The sequence below is a fragment of the Egicoccus sp. AB-alg6-2 genome (assembly GCF_041821025.1).
Taxonomy (GTDB): Bacteria; Actinomycetota; Nitriliruptoria; order Nitriliruptorales; family Nitriliruptoraceae; genus Egicoccus.
Genome location: NZ_JBGUAY010000003.1, coordinates 424,760 through 440,822 on the forward strand (window position 1 = coordinate 424,760; position 16,063 = coordinate 440,822).

12 protein-coding genes and 1 tRNA gene are annotated in these 16,063 nt (G+C 72.6%); 4 read left to right on the forward strand and 9 right to left on the reverse strand.

Translation table 11 applies throughout. From position 1 onward, the window contains the following. Positions 1-109: 109 nt before the first annotated feature. The 7 genes from ACERMF_RS06890 to ACERMF_RS06920 all read right to left on the reverse strand — a co-directional run bounded on the left by ACERMF_RS06890 (position 110) and on the right by ACERMF_RS06920 (position 9,275). Positions 110-2,344 (reverse strand): thiamine pyrophosphate-dependent enzyme, encoded by a 2,235-nt coding sequence (locus ACERMF_RS06890; RefSeq protein ID WP_373668299.1) that lies wholly within the window; start codon positions 2,342-2,344, stop codon positions 110-112. Between the two features lies 1 nt (position 2,345). Next, positions 2,346-3,356 carry a threonine synthase gene (gene thrC, locus ACERMF_RS06895; RefSeq protein WP_373668385.1) on the reverse strand — a complete coding sequence of 337 codons (1,011 nt, stop codon included), beginning with the start codon at positions 3,354-3,356 and terminating at the stop codon, positions 2,346-2,348. A gap of 92 nt (positions 3,357-3,448) precedes the next feature. Further along, positions 3,449-4,750, reverse strand: a complete 1,302-nt coding sequence (locus ACERMF_RS06900) for a homoserine dehydrogenase (RefSeq protein ID WP_373668300.1) — start codon at positions 4,748-4,750, stop codon at positions 3,449-3,451. 50 nt (positions 4,751-4,800) lie between these two features. Further along, positions 4,801-5,676: a GNAT family N-acetyltransferase gene (locus ACERMF_RS06905; protein WP_373668301.1), complete on the reverse strand. Its 876-nt coding sequence runs from the start codon at positions 5,674-5,676 to the stop codon at positions 4,801-4,803. A 34-nt stretch (positions 5,677-5,710) separates the two neighbouring features. Continuing rightward, entirely contained in the window at positions 5,711-7,018 is a 1,308-nt protein-coding gene (lysA, locus tag ACERMF_RS06910; RefSeq protein ID WP_373668302.1) for a diaminopimelate decarboxylase, read from the reverse strand. Between the two features lie 3 nt (positions 7,019-7,021). Beyond that, a complete protein-coding gene (locus ACERMF_RS06915) occupies positions 7,022-8,803 on the reverse strand; it encodes an arginine--tRNA ligase (RefSeq protein WP_373668303.1) in 1,782 nt (593 codons plus the stop codon). 49 nt (positions 8,804-8,852) lie between these two features. After that, positions 8,853-9,275, reverse strand: coding sequence for a response regulator transcription factor (locus ACERMF_RS06920; RefSeq protein ID WP_373668304.1), 423 nt, complete (start codon positions 9,273-9,275; stop codon positions 8,853-8,855). A gap of 123 nt (positions 9,276-9,398) precedes the next feature. Between ACERMF_RS06920 and ACERMF_RS06925 the strand changes: the two genes are divergently transcribed. Next, a tRNA-Arg gene (locus ACERMF_RS06925) sits at positions 9,399-9,470 on the forward strand. A gap of 337 nt (positions 9,471-9,807) precedes the next feature. On the opposite strand, the gene ACERMF_RS06930 is transcribed toward ACERMF_RS06925, so the two are convergent. After that, entirely contained in the window at positions 9,808-10,467 is a 660-nt protein-coding gene (locus ACERMF_RS06930) for a class I SAM-dependent methyltransferase (RefSeq protein ID WP_373668305.1), read from the reverse strand. A 1-nt stretch (position 10,468) separates the two neighbouring features. Then, positions 10,469-11,287: a DUF1206 domain-containing protein gene (locus ACERMF_RS06935; RefSeq protein WP_373668306.1), complete on the reverse strand. Its 819-nt coding sequence runs from the start codon at positions 11,285-11,287 to the stop codon at positions 10,469-10,471. Positions 11,288-11,577: 290 nt separating this feature from the next. On the opposite strand from ACERMF_RS06935, the gene ACERMF_RS06940 reads away from it, so the two are divergent. The 3 genes from ACERMF_RS06940 to ACERMF_RS06950 all read left to right on the forward strand — a co-directional run bounded on the left by ACERMF_RS06940 (position 11,578) and on the right by ACERMF_RS06950 (position 16,016). Beyond that, positions 11,578-12,921 carry a cystathionine beta-synthase gene (locus ACERMF_RS06940; RefSeq protein WP_373668386.1) on the forward strand — a complete coding sequence of 448 codons (1,344 nt, stop codon included), beginning with the start codon at positions 11,578-11,580 and terminating at the stop codon, positions 12,919-12,921. 11 nt (positions 12,922-12,932) lie between these two features. Beyond that, positions 12,933-14,057: a cystathionine gamma-synthase gene (locus tag ACERMF_RS06945; RefSeq protein ID WP_373668307.1), complete on the forward strand. Its 1,125-nt coding sequence runs from the start codon at positions 12,933-12,935 to the stop codon at positions 14,055-14,057. 117 nt (positions 14,058-14,174) lie between these two features. Further along, positions 14,175-16,016 carry a transglycosylase domain-containing protein gene (locus tag ACERMF_RS06950; RefSeq protein WP_373668308.1) on the forward strand — a complete coding sequence of 614 codons (1,842 nt, stop codon included), beginning with the start codon at positions 14,175-14,177 and terminating at the stop codon, positions 16,014-16,016. Positions 16,017-16,063 lie beyond the last annotated feature (47 nt).

The following is a 16,063-nucleotide window of genomic DNA, read 5'->3' on the forward strand; positions in this document are numbered from 1 at the left end:
GCGGCCGCGCGCAGGCTAGCGGTCTGCCCCCGCCGGGTCCGCGACGCGCCCGGACTCGGCGACGCGCCCGGACTCGGCAACGCACCCGGAGTCGGCGACGCGCCCGGCGTCAGGGGCGCGTCAGCCGCAGGGCCGCATCGACGATGTCCTGCTCGGACAGCAGCACCAGGTCGGCGGCCGGCCCGAGCGGCACGTAGCTGTCCTCGGCGCGGACGGTGCCGAGACGCCCGTCGTAGCCGTACTCGGCGAGGTCGGCGACCACGGCGTCGGCGATGCCTCCACCGGTGCGGCGGCACTCGTCGGCGACCAGCACCGCCCCGCACTCGGACGCATGTGCCCGGAGGGCATCGAACGGGAGCGGGGACAGCCACCGCAGGTCCAGGACCCGTGCACGCACGCCGCGGTCGGCCAGTCGGCGCCCGGCACGCAACGACATCCGAACGCCGTTGCCATACGTCACGACGAGGACGTCGGTGGCATCCGTTCCCCGGACGCCGACCTCACCGGGCAGCAGCGCCTCACCCGGCGGTGGGTAGTCGGCGAGCCAGCCGCCGTCGCCCGGCTCGTACAGGTCGCGCTCGTGGTAGAGCGCGATGGGTTCGAGGAAGGCCGACACCCGACCGTCCACCTCGGCCATCGCGAGGCAGCCGCGCAGCATCCGCACCGCGTCGTCGCCTCGGCTCGGGACCGCGAGGACGAGACCGGGGATGTCCCGCAACGCGCCGATCGCGTTGTCGTTGTGGAAGTGCCCCCCGAACCCCTTCTGGTAGGCGAGCCCGGCGATGCGCACCACCATCGGGGTGCGGTACCGGCCGGCCGAGAAGAACTGGGTCGAGGCCGCTTCACCGCGCAACTGGTCCAGCGCGTTGTGGACGTAGGCGAGGTACTGGATCTCCGGCACGGGCAGCAGCCCGAGCAGCCCGAGCCCCTGGGCCAGCCCCAGGATCGAGGTCTCGTCGAGCAGGGTGTCGAACACCCGCCCGGTGCCGAAGGCGGCCTGCAGTCCCGCCGTGACGCCGTAGACCCCACCCTTGCGGCCGACGTCCTCGCCGAACACGACGGCACCGGGCCGCCGGACGAGTTCGTCGCGCAGCGCGGCGTTGAGCAACCCGGCCAGCGTGCGCTCGCCGGCGGTCACCGCCGCCTCCGGCAACCGCCGGCCGTGCACCGTCCGTCGCGCTGCCTCGTCGAGCGGACGGCCGGCGTCGGCACGGACCGCCTCGGGGTCGTGCGGCGCGAGGGGGGCCACGACCTCGGCGCGGTCGCGCAACGTTCCGGTCGCGACGGCGGCGTCGACGCGGGACCTCGTCGCTTCCCGGACGCGGGCGACGAGGTCGACCAGCCCGGCACGGTCCACGGCGCCCAGTGCGAGCAGCCGCCTCGCGGCGCGGGCCAGCGGATCCGCCGCTTCGGCCGCCTCGATCTCGTTCCGTCCCCGGTAGGCGGCCTCGAGGTCGCTGCCGGCGTGCCCCCACAGCCGCACGGTCGGCAGGTGCAAGAACACCGGCGCCCGCCGGGAGCGGACCAGGCCGACGGCCTCGGCGACGCGGTCCCAGACCTCGTCGATCTCGCCCTCCGCCCGGACGTAGCTGCAACCCGGCAGGGCCGAGGCGGTGTTCTCGACCCAGCCCGGCGGGGTGGGCACCGAGATGCCGATGCCGTTGTCCTCGCAGACGAACAGGATCGGGACCGGGCTGCCGACGCGCCGCGCCCAACGGGCGGCGTTCAGACCCGCCAGGGCGGTGGCGTGGTTGAGGGAGGCGTCCCCGAACGAGCACACCACCAGCGCATCGGCCGGCAGTTCGCCTTCGGCCACCACGCCGGCGCCCAGCCGGCGGGAACGTCCGACGGCGAAGGCCGCGCCGACCGCCTTCGGGAGGTGGGAGGCGATGGTCGAGGTCTGCGGCACGATCCAGCTGTTCGGGCTCCCCCACACCTTGTGACGGCCCTGCGAGACCGGGTCCTCGCGCGACGCCGCGAGGGAGAGCAGGGTGTCCCAGGTCACGTCCGTACCAGCGCGTCGCGCCCGGGCTGCCACGAAGCCACCGTCGCGGTAGTGCAGGAACGCCGGATCCGTGGTCCGGGTGAGCGCCCCGACGACGGCGGTGTGTTCGTGCCCCGCCGACGAGATCGTGTAGTAGCCGTGTCCCTGCGCCTTCATCTCGCGCGCGACCACGTCCAGGGACCGCGACCGCACCATGTCCTCGAACAGCGCCAGCGCGGCGGCGACGGTCAGCGACGTGCCGGGATGCAGCGGCGCGTCCCCCGGGAGCGTGTCGGCCGGAGCCGTTCCTTCGGCGATGGCGCGATCGAGCGCCGCCTCGACGATGGCAACGCGATCCATCTCAGGTGAGCGCGAGCGCGTGGGCGGCCGCGTCCAGCTCGGCCGGGATGGTGATGGGGTCGGCCGCCCCGGCGATCGCCCACTCGGGGTCCTTGAGGCCGTGCCCGGTCAGGACGCAGACGACGACCGAGCCCTTCTCCAGCTCGCCGGCGGCGTGCAGTTGCAGCAGACCCGCCACCGAGGAGGCCGACGCCATCTCCGCGAACACGCCATGGGCGGCGAGCTCGCGGAAGGCCGCGATGATCTCGCGGTCGGTCACCGAGCGGATCGAGCCGCCGGACTCGTCGGCCGCCGCGACCGCCTGCTCCCAGGACGCCGGATTGCCGATGCGGATCGCCGTCGCGATGGTCTGCGGCTTCTCCACCGGGTGGCCGAGCACGATCGGCGCGGCGCCGGCAGCCTGGTAGCCGCGCATGACCGGCAGCACGTCGCTGTGCCCGTCGGCGGAGTACTCGCGGTACCCACGCCAGTACGCGAAGATGTTGCCGGCGTTGCCGACCGGCATGCAGTGGACGTCGGGGGCGCGACCGAGCTGGTCGACGATCTCCCAGGCGCCGGAGCGCTGGCCGTCGATGCGGTAGGGGTTGACCGAGTTGACCAGTTCGACCGGGTAGGTGTCGGCGAGCTGCCGGCACAGCGTGAGCGCCTGGTCGAAGTTGCCCTCGATCTGCAGCACCTTGGCGCCGTGGACCAGCGCCTGCGCCAGCTTGCCCATCGCGATCTTGCCCTTGGGGATGATCACCCCGCAGGTCATCCCGGCCTTGCCGGCGTACGCGGCCGCCGACGCCGACGTGTTGCCGGTGGAGGCGCAGATGACCGCCTCGGCGCCCTTCTCCTTGGCCTTGGTGATCGCCATCGTCATGCCGCGGTCCTTGAAGGACCCGGTGGGGTTGGAACCATCGAACTTGAGATGGACCTCGCACCCGGTCAGCTCCGACAACCGCTCGGAGGCGATCAGGGGCGTGCCTCCCTCGCGCAGCGTCACGACCGGGGTCGTGTCCGTGACCGGCATCCGGTCGCGGTATTCCTCGATGATGCCGCGCCACACGTGGGGTCCACGCCGGTGTCCGGCGGCGTCCGGAGCGGTGGTGTCGGCGCCGTCGCTCACGAGGAGAAGACCTCGGACTCGACCCGCATCACGCTGGCGACGCTGCGCACGTTGGCCATCGCGGCCAGCGACCGGACCGTGTCCTGCAGGTCGCCCTCACGGGCGCGGTGGGTGATGAGCACCAGCTGCGCCGAGTCGCCGGCGCCCTCCTGCCAGACCTGGGCGATGGAGACCTCGTGGTCGCCGAACGTGCGCGCCACGTCGGCGAGCACGCCGGCCTGGTCGTCGACGTCGAGCAGGACGTAGTACTGGGTCTGCAGGTCCTCGATGGGGCGCAGCGGCTTGGCCCGGTGCACCGACTCGGCCGCGCCCCGCGCGGTCTGCAGCAGGTTGCGTGCCACGTCGATGACGTCGCCCACCACCGCGGAGGCGGTCGGCATGGCGCCCGCGCCCCGTCCGTAGAACATCAGCTGGCCGGCCGCCTCCGCCTCGACGTAGACCGCGTTGAAGGCGTCACGGACGCTGGCCAGGGGGTGCTCCTTGGGCAGGAACACCGGATGGACGCGCGCCCCGACCTTGTCGTCGACCTCGCTGGCGATCCCGACGAGCTTGATCACGTACCCGAGCCGGTCGGCGACCCGCAGGTCGGTCGAGGTGACGCCCTCGATCCCCTCGCGGAAGACGTCGGAGCCGTGGACGACGGTGTCGAACGCGAGCGACGCGAGGATGGCGCACTTGCTCGCGGCATCGTGCCCGCCCACGTCGGCGGTGGGGTCGGCCTCGGCATAACCCAGTGCCTGCGCGTCGGCGAGGACCTCGGCGTAGTCGGCGCCTTCCTCGGCCATCTTGGTGAGGATGTAGTTGGTGGTGCCGTTGAGGATCCCGACGACGCGGGTCACGCGGTCGCCGGCCAGCGATTCCTTCAGCGGGCGGATGATCGGGATGGCGCCGGCGACCGCCGCCTCGTAGGCGAGGTCAACGCCGGCGGCACGGGCGGCTTCGTACAGCTCCGGACCGGCGTGCGCCACCAGTTCCTTGTTCGCCGTCACCACCGGCTTCTTGAGCTCGAGCGCCCGCCGGATCAGCCGGTCGGACGGGTCGAGGCCACCCATGACCTCGACGATCACGTCGACGTCGGGGTCCTCGACGATCGCGGCGAGGTCGTCGCCGAAGACGTCGTCGGCCACGGGTAACCCACGCCCGCGGGCCTTGCCGAGGTCGCGCACCCCGATGCGGGTCACCTCGAGGCGGGCGCCGGTGCGGGCCGTGATGTCGACGGACTCGCGGTCGAGCAGCGTCACCACCCCACCGCCGACCGTGCCGCAACCCAGCAGGCCGATGCGCAGGACGCGGTCCAAGAGCGGTTCCTCGCGGTGGGACGACAGACGGGCGCCGAGCCTACCGCCGCTCAGACCCGCCGGGCGGTCCACACCGTGGCGTGCGGAGCGAAGCCCAGGCGCCGGTAGAGCCGGTCCGCCGGACCGCCTGGCTCGGCGGCGATGCCGACGCGTGTCGACGGCGCCACGTGCAGGTGCGCGGCGACGGCGGTGTGCGTCAGGGCGGCGGCGATTCCGAGACGCCGGTGCACCGGGTGGACGATCACGTCCTCGACGGCGGCCAGCCCCTGCCGGTCGTGGACCAGCGTCGCCCGGGCGACCGGCGCGCCGTGCCGCTGCGCGACCCAGACCTGCGCCCGTTCGGCCGCGGCCAGCTCACGTTGGACGTCGACGCTCCAGGCGACGAACTCCTCGTTCCACGTGCGCCAGACCTCGGGATCGTCGCGGTCGGGAGCGTCGTAGCGGTACAGCACCGTGGCCGCGTGCCAGCGGCGGTCGGTGGGCTGGGGGTCGACCGCCGACGGCGGCGGCACCGGCGCGATCGCCACGGGTGCCGGGGGCGGCACGACGGGGGCGTCGAGCAGCAGCACCGTCAGCGGAGCGAGCTCCAGGCCCTGGGCCCGCGCCGCGTCCCCGAGGGCGGCGTCGGCCACCGGAGGCTCGGGCGGCGCATCGGGCGCCAGCGGCAGCTCCCACCGCAGCTGCACGTGGGGGACGCCCAGTACCCCGATCGTGTCGTGGAACCGTGCGATCCAGCGGGCGACGTCCGCCGCATCGGGCGGGTCGATCAGATCCAGGGTGTTGCCGTCGCGGAAGTCGGGCCGCGAGGGGGTGCGGACGGTGACGTGGTCGCGGGCGTAGGTCACGAGCGAACGTCCCGAGAGCGACACGCGACACACGGCCAGTCCCAGCCGTTCGTCGACCCGCCGCAGGCCGCCGCCGGTCACGTCGTCGCCCGAACGTCAGCGCCGCGGCGCCCGCTCATGGAAGGGGGACGTCGCGGGCGACGAGGTCGTCGAGGGTCTCGCGCCGGATGATGGTGCGCACCTCGCCGTCGCGTACCAGGACGGCGGCGGGGCGTGGCAGCCGGTTGTAGTTGGACGCCATCGACTCCGTGTACGCGCCGGTGGCCGCAACGGCGAGGAGGTCGCCGACCGCCACGTCGCTGGGCAGTGCCGCGTGCTCGCGTACGAGGTCGCCCGATTCGCAGTGCTTGCCGACCACCGTGGTCGAGATCGGTTCGTCGGCACCGGAACGGTTGGCGAGCGCCACCTCGTGCTGGGCGTCGTAGAGCGCGGGACGGATGTTGTCGGACATGCCCCCGTCGACGCTGACGTAGGTGCGCAGGCCCGGCAGGACCTTGATCGTGCCGACCTCGTAGAGGGTGAGCGTGGAGGGACCCACGATGGCGCGGCCGGGCTCGACGACCAGCCGCGGCCGCGGGAGGTCCAGACGCGCGCAGCGGTCGTCGACGGCGCGCAGCACCGCCTCGCCGTAGCGGGCCACCTCGACGGGGTGGTCCTCGTGGGTGTAGCGGATGCCCATGCCGCCCCCGAGGTTGAGCTCGGTGAGCGTGATGCCGAGTTCGTCGCGCCACCGGGCCAGCAGGTCGAGTGCGACCTCGGCGTTGGCGACGAACGGGTCGGTTCCGAAGATCTGCGACCCGATGTGGGCGTGGATGCCGACCACGTCGACGTGCGCCAGGTCACGGGCGGTGATCACGGCACGGTCGGCAAGGCCGAGCGACAGCGTGAACCCGAACTTCGAGTCGTCGTGGCCGGTGCGCACGTAGTCGTGGGTGTGGGCGTCGATGCCGGGCGTGATGCGTAGCCACACGGTCGCGACGGTGTCCCGGTCGGCCGCGAGCTTCTCGAGCCGTTCGAGCTCCTCGAACGAGTCGACGACGATCCGGCCGACCCCGACCTCGAGCGCCCGGTCGAGCTCGTCCAGCGACTTGTTGTTGCCGTGTAGGACGATGTTGGCGGGATCGACGCCAGCGACCAGCGCGGTGTGCAGCTCGCCGCCGGACACCACGTCGATGAGCAGCCCCTCCTGGTCGACGACCTGGAGGACGCCGATCGTGCACCACGCCTTCGATGCGTAGGCCACCTCGACACCGGGGAACCCGTCCCGGTAGCGGCGGCACCGCTCGCGCAGGTCCGCCTCGTCGACCACCCACAGCGGGGTGCCGTGTGATCGGGCGAGCTCGGTCATCGCGACCCCGCCGACGCGCAGCACGCCACCATCGTCGCGTTCAGCGGTCAGCGGCCAGGGGCCAGGGGAAGTCATGGCTCACATCCGTTCGGGTGCGCTCACGCGCAGCAGCGCCAGCGCGTTCGCCAGCACCTGCTTGGCCGCGACCGCGAGCCAGTAGCGGGCCTGCCCCAGCGGCTCGTCGCCCTCGACGAGCACGCGGCACTCGGCGTAGAAGCGGTGGAAGGTGCCGGCCAACTCCTCGGCGTAGCGGGCCAGGCGCTGGGTGGCGCGCAGGTCGGCGGCGTCGTCGACGACCAGGGGGAGCTGTGCCATCGCGGTCAGCAACTCGAGTTCGGCGGGATGGGTCAGCCGGGACAGGTCGGCCGACTCGAGGCTGCCGTGGTCGAAGTTGCGCTCGTCCGCGGTGCGGATCAGCGAGTTGATGCGTGCGTGGGCGTACTGGACGTAGTAGACCGGGTTCTCCATGGACTGCTGCGCGACGACGTCGAGGTCGAAGTCCACGGTCGTGTCGAGGCCCTGCCGCAGGAAGTGGTAGCGGGTGACGTCGGGGCCGACCTCCTCGACCACCTCGTCGAGCGCCACCATCTCGCCGGTGCGCTTGGACATGCGCACCGGTTCGCCGCCCCGCTGCAGGTTCACCATCTGGCCGATGCGGACCTCGACCCGGTCGCGGGGGATGCCGAGGCACTCGGCGGCCGCGAGCAGACGTCCGACGTAGCCGTGGTGGTCCGCACCGAGCAGGTAGTACAGCCTCGCCCCGCCACCGGCTCCGCTGGCGCTCGCCCGCGTCCACTTGTCCCGCATGTAGGCGCAGTCGGCGGCGAAGTAGGTGGGACGCCCGTCGGAGCGGACGATGACCCGGTCCTTGTCGTCGCCGAAGTCCCCAGTGCGCAGGAAGGTGGCGCCGTCCTGCTCGTAGGTACGGCCGTCGGCCTTCAGCTGACCGATCGTGGCCTCGATGGCGCCGCGGTCGTGCAGGGTGCGCTCGGAGAACCAGACGTCGAAGTCGACCCCGAGCTGATGCATCTGGGCCGCGATGCGCCGCCGCATCGCCTCGACCGCCAGCACCCCGACCCGGGCGCCGATGCGCGGGTCGACCCGCGGATCGGCGCTGGCGGCCGCGTCCTCGACCAGCTCGCCGCCTGCTCCGCCCTCGTGCTCGACCCCACCACCGAACGCGATGTCGACGTCGGGAATCTCCTCGAAGACCGCCTCGCCGTGCTGTTCGCGCAGCTCGGCGGCGAGCTCGGGGATGTAGCTGCCCCGGTAGTGGTCGTCGCCGAGGGGCAGTCCGCGTGCGGTCAGGACCACGCTCTCGCCGAAGCGACGGATCTGTTCGCCGGCGTCGTTCACGTAGTACTCGCGCACCACCTCGTGGCCGTCCGCTTCCAGCAGTGCGGCGATCGCGTCGCCGGTGGCCGCCCACCGGCCGGCGCCGACGTGCAAGGGGCCGGTCGGGTTGGCGGAGACGAACTCGACGTTGACGGACTCGCGCTCCTCCGGCGCACGCTGGCGGCGCCCGAACGTGTCGCCGGCGGCGACCACGCGCCGGACGAGGTCTTCGTGGTAGCGGTGCGCGAGCCGGAAGTTGACGAAGCCGGGTCCGGCGATGTCCACCGAGGCGACGGCGTCCGGGAGCTCGAGGTGGTCGACCAGTGCCTGGGCGATCTCGCGCGGCGGACGCTTCGCCGGCTTGGCGAGCCGCAGCGGCGCGGTCGTCGCCCAGTCGCCGTGCTCGGCCTGGCGGGGGCGCTCGAGTTCGGCGTCCGTCTCGGGCAGTCCCGCGGCCAGGAGCGCGGCACGGATGCGTGCGCCGAGATCGGCGAGGACGGGATCGAGGAGTTCAGGACGGGCCATGCGCGGGCTTTCGGGAACGCCGGATCGGAAGGCCGACGCTACCCGAGCGTCAGGGGCGTCCGGCCGCGAGGCGTTCGATCGTCTCGATCAGGTCGATGGGATCGAACGGCTTGGTGATGTAGGCATCGCCGCCGATCGCGAACCCGCGCGCGAGATCGGCCTGCTGAGCACGGGCGGAGACGAAGACGATCGGCGTGTGCGCGATGTCGGGGTCGGCGCGCACGGCTTCGCACACCTGGAAGCCGTCGAGCTCGGGCATCATGACGTCGAGGAGCACCACCTCGGGCCGTTCGGCGCGAATCGTCGCGAGCGCCGCGTTGCCGTTCTCGGCGGTCAGGACGTCGTGCCCTTCCATCTCGAGGTTGAGTTGGAGCAACCGCAGGATCGTGGGGTCGTCATCGACCGCGAGCACCCGAGCCACGTCGTCCACCTCCATCGCATCGGACGCTATCCCCTTCGGTTCGCGGAACATCTTCCTTCACCTGCGGTTCTTCCGTACGCGCTCGGGCCGCGCGTTCGGGCCGATCGGCGCGCGTGCTACCTTCGGTGGCCGCGTCCGCGACCCACCGACCGGTGGCGCCACGACGCCTTGCACGCCCCCGTAGCTCAGTGGATAGAGCACTGGCCTCCGGAGCCAGAAGCGTAGGTTCGATTCCTACCGGGGGTACCCGTACGACCCGAGCCGCCGAGCGCCCCGTTCCCGGTGAGCCCGGCGGCTCTCGTCGTTCGCCGCGCATCATGCCGCACCATCGACGTGTTCGGCCGGCATCGCCGGCACCGCACCGTCACGGTGGACGCCGACCTGCCGCCGACGGGCAGGCACCGGCTGGCAGCGCGCTAGACGGCCACCTGGCGCCGAATGCCTGAAGTGCGCAGCGTGCGTCACGATCGACGGGTTCACTTTCGTCGAGGATTCCGCTCATGCGCTCGGTGAACGGGATGCGCCGCTCCCGTCCGGGTGCGCGGTGCCGCTTCACGCTTCAGCCCGCGAGGTGGGAAGCGCCTCAGCCCATCCTGGCGGCGAGCCACTTGGGGTCCAGGCGGCGCCGACGGCGCAGCCCGGCCGCCGCCAGCTCCGTGTCGAGTTGCGTCTCGTCGAGCAGCTCTGCCGTGAAGGCCTGCGTCCACGCGCGCCCGTCCAGTTCGTAGGTCACGGACGCGTCGAACACCCGCCCCCGCTGGGCCAGGACCCGGAACCTGACCATCACGTCGCCGATCGGGCCGTCACCGTCGGCGAGGCCGCCGATCACGTCCGGGCTCCAGTGCTCGATGTAGGCCGTCCCCTCGACCGCCAGATGCCGGGCGACCGCGTCGAGGAACGCGCGACGCTGGACCGGATCGGCCACGTTCACGAGATGGCTGGCCAGCACCACGGCGTCGAAGCGACGGCCGAGGCGCAGCTCCTCGATGCTGGCCTCGACGGCCGCCACCGCGTCGTCGAGGTGCGCCAGCATCCCCTGCGACTCGTCGACGCCGACGACCTCGTGCCCGCGCGCGGCGAGTGCGTTGGCGAGCCGCCCCACACCGCAGCCGAGGTCGAGCACCGACGCCCCGGCAGCGAGGTGGTCCAGGACCGGACCGAACCCGCGCTCCGCGGGGATCGCGAGGTACACCGGCACCGGCGAGCCGTCCGGGGCGACCTCGCCTCCGCCTGTCCGGGGCACGTCAGTCCGCGCGGGCGGGCCGGACGAACCGGGCTTCGACCCCACAGAAGCAGCCGTACAGGACCAGTCCGAGTCCGAGAAGGATGAGCGCCACGGTCCCGTAGGGCGCCGCGGCCACCTCCTGCAGGGCGGCGTCGAGGCCGACGCCCGTCTCCGGGTCGTGGCGCCAGGCGGCGATGGCCACGAACCCGCCGGCCACCAGGAACACCACGCCCCGGGCCAGGTGTCCGATGCGCCCCAGCCACTCCAGGCGCCGACGGGTGCCGCCGCTGACGCCGTGGAAGTCGAGGTGGTCGCGGAACCCGCACGTCCAGCCCTCGCGCAACTGCACGATGCCGACGATCACGATGACGACGCCGACCGCCATGACCGCCCACGTCCCACCGGGTGCGGCCAGCACCGTGGCCGTCAGGCTCTCCTCCGTCCCACCGCCCTCGTCCCCGACACCGAAGGCCTCGCGCCAGGCCAGGACGGACAGCAACCCGTACAGGACCGCCCGGACCGCGAACGTGATCCTGGCGAGCCAGTCGGGCAGCGAACTGTTCGCGGCGGCCGTGCCACGGAAGGTCTGGACCGCCCGGAACAGCGCGTACCCCGTGAGTCCCAGGGCCAGGGCGAACACCAGGATGCGCCCGAACGGCTGCTGCGACACGGCGTTGATGGCGCCCTGCTGGCTCGCGTCCTCCCCGCCACCTCCGCCGAGGGCCAACTGCACCGCGAGGACGCCGACGACGCTGTAGAGCACGCCCTTCGCCGCGAACCCCGCTCGCGCGAGCCCGTCGACGGTCCGCTCCTCGCCCGCTGTCGTCGACGCGTCCACCGCTCGTGCTCCTGTCCGATGGCTGTTCGTAGCACGACGGGCGGACGTCGTGCGTCCCGACGTTCGCCCGAAGGCACCTGACTACCCTCGGCGCCGCCCCCGCCACGCAGGCCCGCGTCCGGGGCGCCAGCCGCCCCCGTCTTCCCGAGGACCCCATGGCCGCCCCCATCGACGTCGCCGACCGCTCGATCTACACGCGCACGCTCGGCATCGCGCACGACCCGCTCACGGGACCGCACCGGCCGGTCGACGAACGCGGACGCGAGGTCGCCCCCGACCTGCTCGCGCTGATGGGTGAAACGCCGCTGGTGCGGCTCGACCGGCTCTCCCGTGCCGTGCCGCCGACGCTCATCGCCAAGCTCGAGATGCTCAATCCCGGCGGAAGCGTGAAGGACCGCATCGGCATCGCCATGGTCGAGGCGGCCGAAGCCGCCGGCGTCCTCAAGCCCGGTGGCACCATCGTCGAGCCCACCTCGGGCAACACCGGCGTCGGCCTCGCGATCGCCGCCGCCCGCAAGGGCTACCGGTGCGTGTTCGTGGTGCCCGACAAGGTCAGCACCGACAAGATCTCGCTGATGCGGGCCTACGGCGCGGAGGTCGTGGTCTGCCCCACCTCGGTCGAGCCGGACGACCCCCGCTCCTACTACTCGGTGTCCGACCGGCTGGCGGCCCAGCCGAACGCGTTCAAGCCGAACCAGTACTTCAACCAGGCCAACCCGCAGACCCACGTCTTCTCGACCGGTCCGGAGTTGTGGCGGCAGACCAACGGCCTCATCGACGCCTTCGTCTGTGGCGTCGGCACCGGCGGGACCGCCACCGGCGTCGGCCGCTACCTCAAGGAGCGCAAGCCGGACGTGCAGGTCGTCGGCGCGGACCCCGAGGGCTCGCTGTACTCCGGCGACGAGATCCACACCTACCTCGTCGAGGGCATCGGCGAGGACTTCTGGCCCGAAACGTTCGACCCGGGAATCGTCGACCACTGGTACCGCGTCGGTGACCGCGACTCGTTCCTCACGGCCCGCCGCTGCGCCCGCGAGGAGGGCATCCTCGTCGGCGGATCGGGAGGCACGGCGCTGTGGGCGGCGCTCGAGTACGCCAAGGACCAGCCCGAGGACGCCACCATCGTGGTGCTGCTGCCCGACTCCGGCCGGGGCTACCTGTCGAAGTTCTACGACGAGCGCTGGCTGGCCGAACACGGCTTCGTCGAGCACGCCTCGGGCACCGGGACCGTCGGTGACGTCCTGCGCGCCAAGGGCGAGGACCTGCCGCCGCTGGTCCACCTGCACCCCGGCGAGCAGGTGGCCCAGGCGATCGCGCTGCTCAAGGAGTACGGCGTGTCGCAGATGCCGGTGTTCCGCGAGGGCGTGCACGACGACGCGACCGCGGACGACATCCTCGGCTCCGTCCGCGAGAACGCCCTGCTCGACGCCGCACTGCGCGATCCCGAGGCCATGAGCAAGCCGGTCATCGAGGTGATGCAGCCCCCGCTGGCGACGGCCTCGACCGACGACGCGCTCGACCACGTGCTGGCCGGCCTGGCCACCGGCGCCCCCGCCATCGTCGTCCACGACGCCGGCCGCGCCATCGGTGTGCTGACCCGCGCCGACCTGCTCACCTTCCTCGCCGCACGCTGAAGGTCACCACCATGCAGTTCGAAACCCGCGCCATCCACGTCGGTCAGGACCCCGACCCCCGCACGGGGGCGGTGGTGGTCCCGATCTACCAGACGTCGACGTTCGCGCAGCCGGCCGTCGGTGAACACACCGGCTACGAGTACGCCCGCACCGGCAATCCCACGCGCACCGCGCTCCAGGAGTGCCTCGCCAGCCTCGAGGGCACCGAGCAGGCGGTCTGCTTCGCCTCGGGGATGGCCGCCGAGGACGCCATCCTGCGGCTGCTCGCCCCGGGCGACCACGTGATCATGGCCAACGACGTCTACGGCGGCACGTGGCGCCTGATCACCAAGGTGCACGCCCGCTACGGCATCGAGGTGTCCGCGGTCGACATGACCGACCTCGATGCCGTCGCCGCCGCCTTCCGGCCGACCACCCGCTTCGTGTGGGCCGAGACGCCGTCGAACCCGTTGCTCAAGATCCTCGATCTCGCGGCGCTCGCCGAGCTCGCGCACGACCGTGATGCCTGGCTGGTCGCCGACAACACCTTCGCCACGCCGTACCTGCAGCGGCCCACCGAGTTCGGCGCCGACCTCGTCGTGCACTCGACCACGAAGTACCTCGGCGGGCACTCCGACGTCGTCGGCGGGGCGGTGTGCACCGACGAACAGACCGCGGCGGACCTCGCCTTCCTCCAGAACGCGGTCGGGGCCGTGCCCGGCCCGTTCGACTCCTGGTTGACCCTGCGTGGCGTCAAGACGTTGGGCGTCCGCATGGAGAAGCACAGTGAGAACGCGGGGCGGATCGCGAACTACCTCGCCGGGCATGCCGCGGTCGAGCAGGTGCTCTACCCCGGGCTCGCCGACCACGCCGGCCACGACGTCGCCGCCCGGCAGATGAGCGCATTCGGCGGCATGGTGTCGTTCCGGGTCGCCGGGGGCGCCGACGCGGCACGACGCGTCGCGGAGCGCACGGAGCTGTTCTTCCTGGCCGAGTCGCTCGGTGGGGTCGAGAGCCTGATCGAGCACCCCGGCATCATGACCCACGCCTCGGTGGCGGGCACCGACCTCGAAGTGGCCGACGACCTGCTGCGGATCTCCGTCGGCATCGAGTCCGCCGACGACCTGCTCGCCGACCTCGAACGCGCGCTCGGCTGACGCGCGGCGGCGCAGGAAGCGCTGCAGTGCCCCCCGTCACCCGCCGATACCTGTGCTGACCGGGTCGGCCGGAAGGTGACGGTGGAGCGCAACGCGTCAGCGATTGGGCGAGTCGCCGTGCTCGCCCTGCTCACCGTGCTCTCGACCGGCTGCGGGAGCGTCGTCACGCTCGAACTGCCGGCCGCCGACGGGATCGGGACCGACGTCCCGCCCGCTCCCGCCCGCTCGGTGGTCTACGACGCCGAGGGCCACGAACTGGCGGTGCTGCACGCCGCCGCCCATGAGCCCGCTGCGCTCGCCGACCTGCCGGCCCACCTCGTCGACGCCGTCCTGACCGCTGAGGACAACCGGTTCTACGACCACCGCGGCATCGACGCGCGGGCCATCGCCCGTGCCGCCATCGCCAACCACGGTGCCGGCCACGCCCAGCAGGGCGGCTCCACCATCACCCAGCAACTCGTCAAGCTGCGGACGATGCCCGGCGCCGACCGCACGGCGGCCACGAAGCTGCAGGAGGCCGTCCACGCACGCGAACTGGAACGGCAGCGGTCGAAGGCGAAGATCCTCGCGGACTACCTCAACACGGTCTACTTCGGCGAGGGCGCCTACGGGATATCTGCCGCCGCGTGGACCTACTTCCGCCGCGCTCCCGAAGACCTCGAGGTGCACCAGTCCGCGCTGCTGGCCGCCATCATCCGCGCCCCGGAGGCGTTCGGGCCTCGTCACGATCCCGAGGCCGCCAGGACCCGCCGTGACGACGTCCTGCGACGCATGGCGGCCGCTGGACACCTCTCCGCTCAGCAGCGCGACCGCGCCGTCGCCGCGCCGATCGAGGTGTCGGGCCGCGAGGGTGCGCCCGCGGCGACCGAACCGCACTTCGTCGACCTCGTCGTACGCACGCTGCTGGCCGACCCCGGATTCGGCGCCACGGAGGCCGATCGCGCCGCCCGGCTCCGGGCCGGCGGACTCCACATCCACACCACCCTCGACCAGGACCTGCAAGCGCTCGCGCGCGCGAGCCTGCTGCGCCATCTGCCCGAGGCCGACGGTCCCGACGGCGCGATCGCGATCGTCGAGCCGGCCAGCGGCGAGATCCTGGCGGCCGTGGGCAACCGCACCTACGAACAGTTGCAGTTCGACCTCGCGACCCAGGCCCGGCGCCAGCCCGGCTCGACGTTCAAGGCCTTCGTGCTCACCACCGCCATCGCCGACGGTTGGCACGCGGACGATCTCGTCGATGGCAGCCAGGGCGTCGTGACGACGGCCCACGGCGGGTGGGACGTACGCAACTACGACCGGCGCAGCTACGGCGACGTGACCCTGGCCGGTGCCACGCGCGCGTCGGTCAACACCGCCTACGCCCGTCTGGGGGTGGAGCTCGGCGCCGATCGGATCGCGGGGACGGCTCGCGCGATGGGCGTGCGTTCGACGCTGCCGTCCGACGAGCCCCAGATCGCGCTCGGTGGCGGGCGTGTTTCCGTCACGCCGCTCGACCTCGCCGCCGCCTACGGCACGCTCGCCAACGGCGGGACCCACGTCCCCACCTCGCCGATCCGGCGTGTCCTCGACCGGGACGGCCGTACCGTCTGGCAGCCGGACCGCTCCCCACGGCCGGTGCTCTCGTCCTACGTGGCCGAGCAGACGAGCGCGGTGCTGCGCGAGGTGGTGACCAACGGCACCGGCGTCGCCGCCCACGTCTCCGGTTGGCAGATCGCCGGCAAGACCGGCACGACCTCGGACAACGCCGACGCCTGGTTCGTCGGCTACACGCCGAACTTGTCGGCGGCGGTCTGGATCGGACACGCCGAGGGCCGGATACCGCTGCGCGACGTCCGCGGAGTCGCCGAGGTGACGGGTGGGACGCTGCCGGCGCGTATCTTCGCCGACACGGTCACCGAGGCCCTCCGGGACCAGCAGCCACCGGTCCCGACCGGCCGGGTCGCGGACCCCGAGCGGTAGGCTCCCGCGCCGCCGTCGACCTCGCGGCGTCCGAGCCTGCCGACAAG

Coding starts and splice junctions, on each gene's coding strand:
- ACERMF_RS06945 (WP_373668307.1), top strand. CDS start 12,933: ATGCAGTTCGAAACCCGCGCCATCCACGTCGGTCAGGACCCCGACCCC.
- thrC (WP_373668385.1), bottom strand. CDS start 3,356: ATGCCGGTCACGGACACGACCCCGGTCGTGACGCTGCGCGAGGGAGGC.
- lysA (WP_373668302.1), bottom strand. CDS start 7,018: ATGACTTCCCCTGGCCCCTGGCCGCTGACCGCTGAACGCGACGATGGT.
- ACERMF_RS06920 (WP_373668304.1), bottom strand. CDS start 9,275: ATGTTCCGCGAACCGAAGGGGATAGCGTCCGATGCGATGGAGGTGGAC.
- ACERMF_RS06940 (WP_373668386.1), top strand. CDS start 11,578: ATGGGTGAAACGCCGCTGGTGCGGCTCGACCGGCTCTCCCGTGCCGTG.
- ACERMF_RS06915 (WP_373668303.1), bottom strand. CDS start 8,803: ATGGCCCGTCCTGAACTCCTCGATCCCGTCCTCGCCGATCTCGGCGCA.
- ACERMF_RS06890 (WP_373668299.1), bottom strand. CDS start 2,344: ATGGATCGCGTTGCCATCGTCGAGGCGGCGCTCGATCGCGCCATCGCC.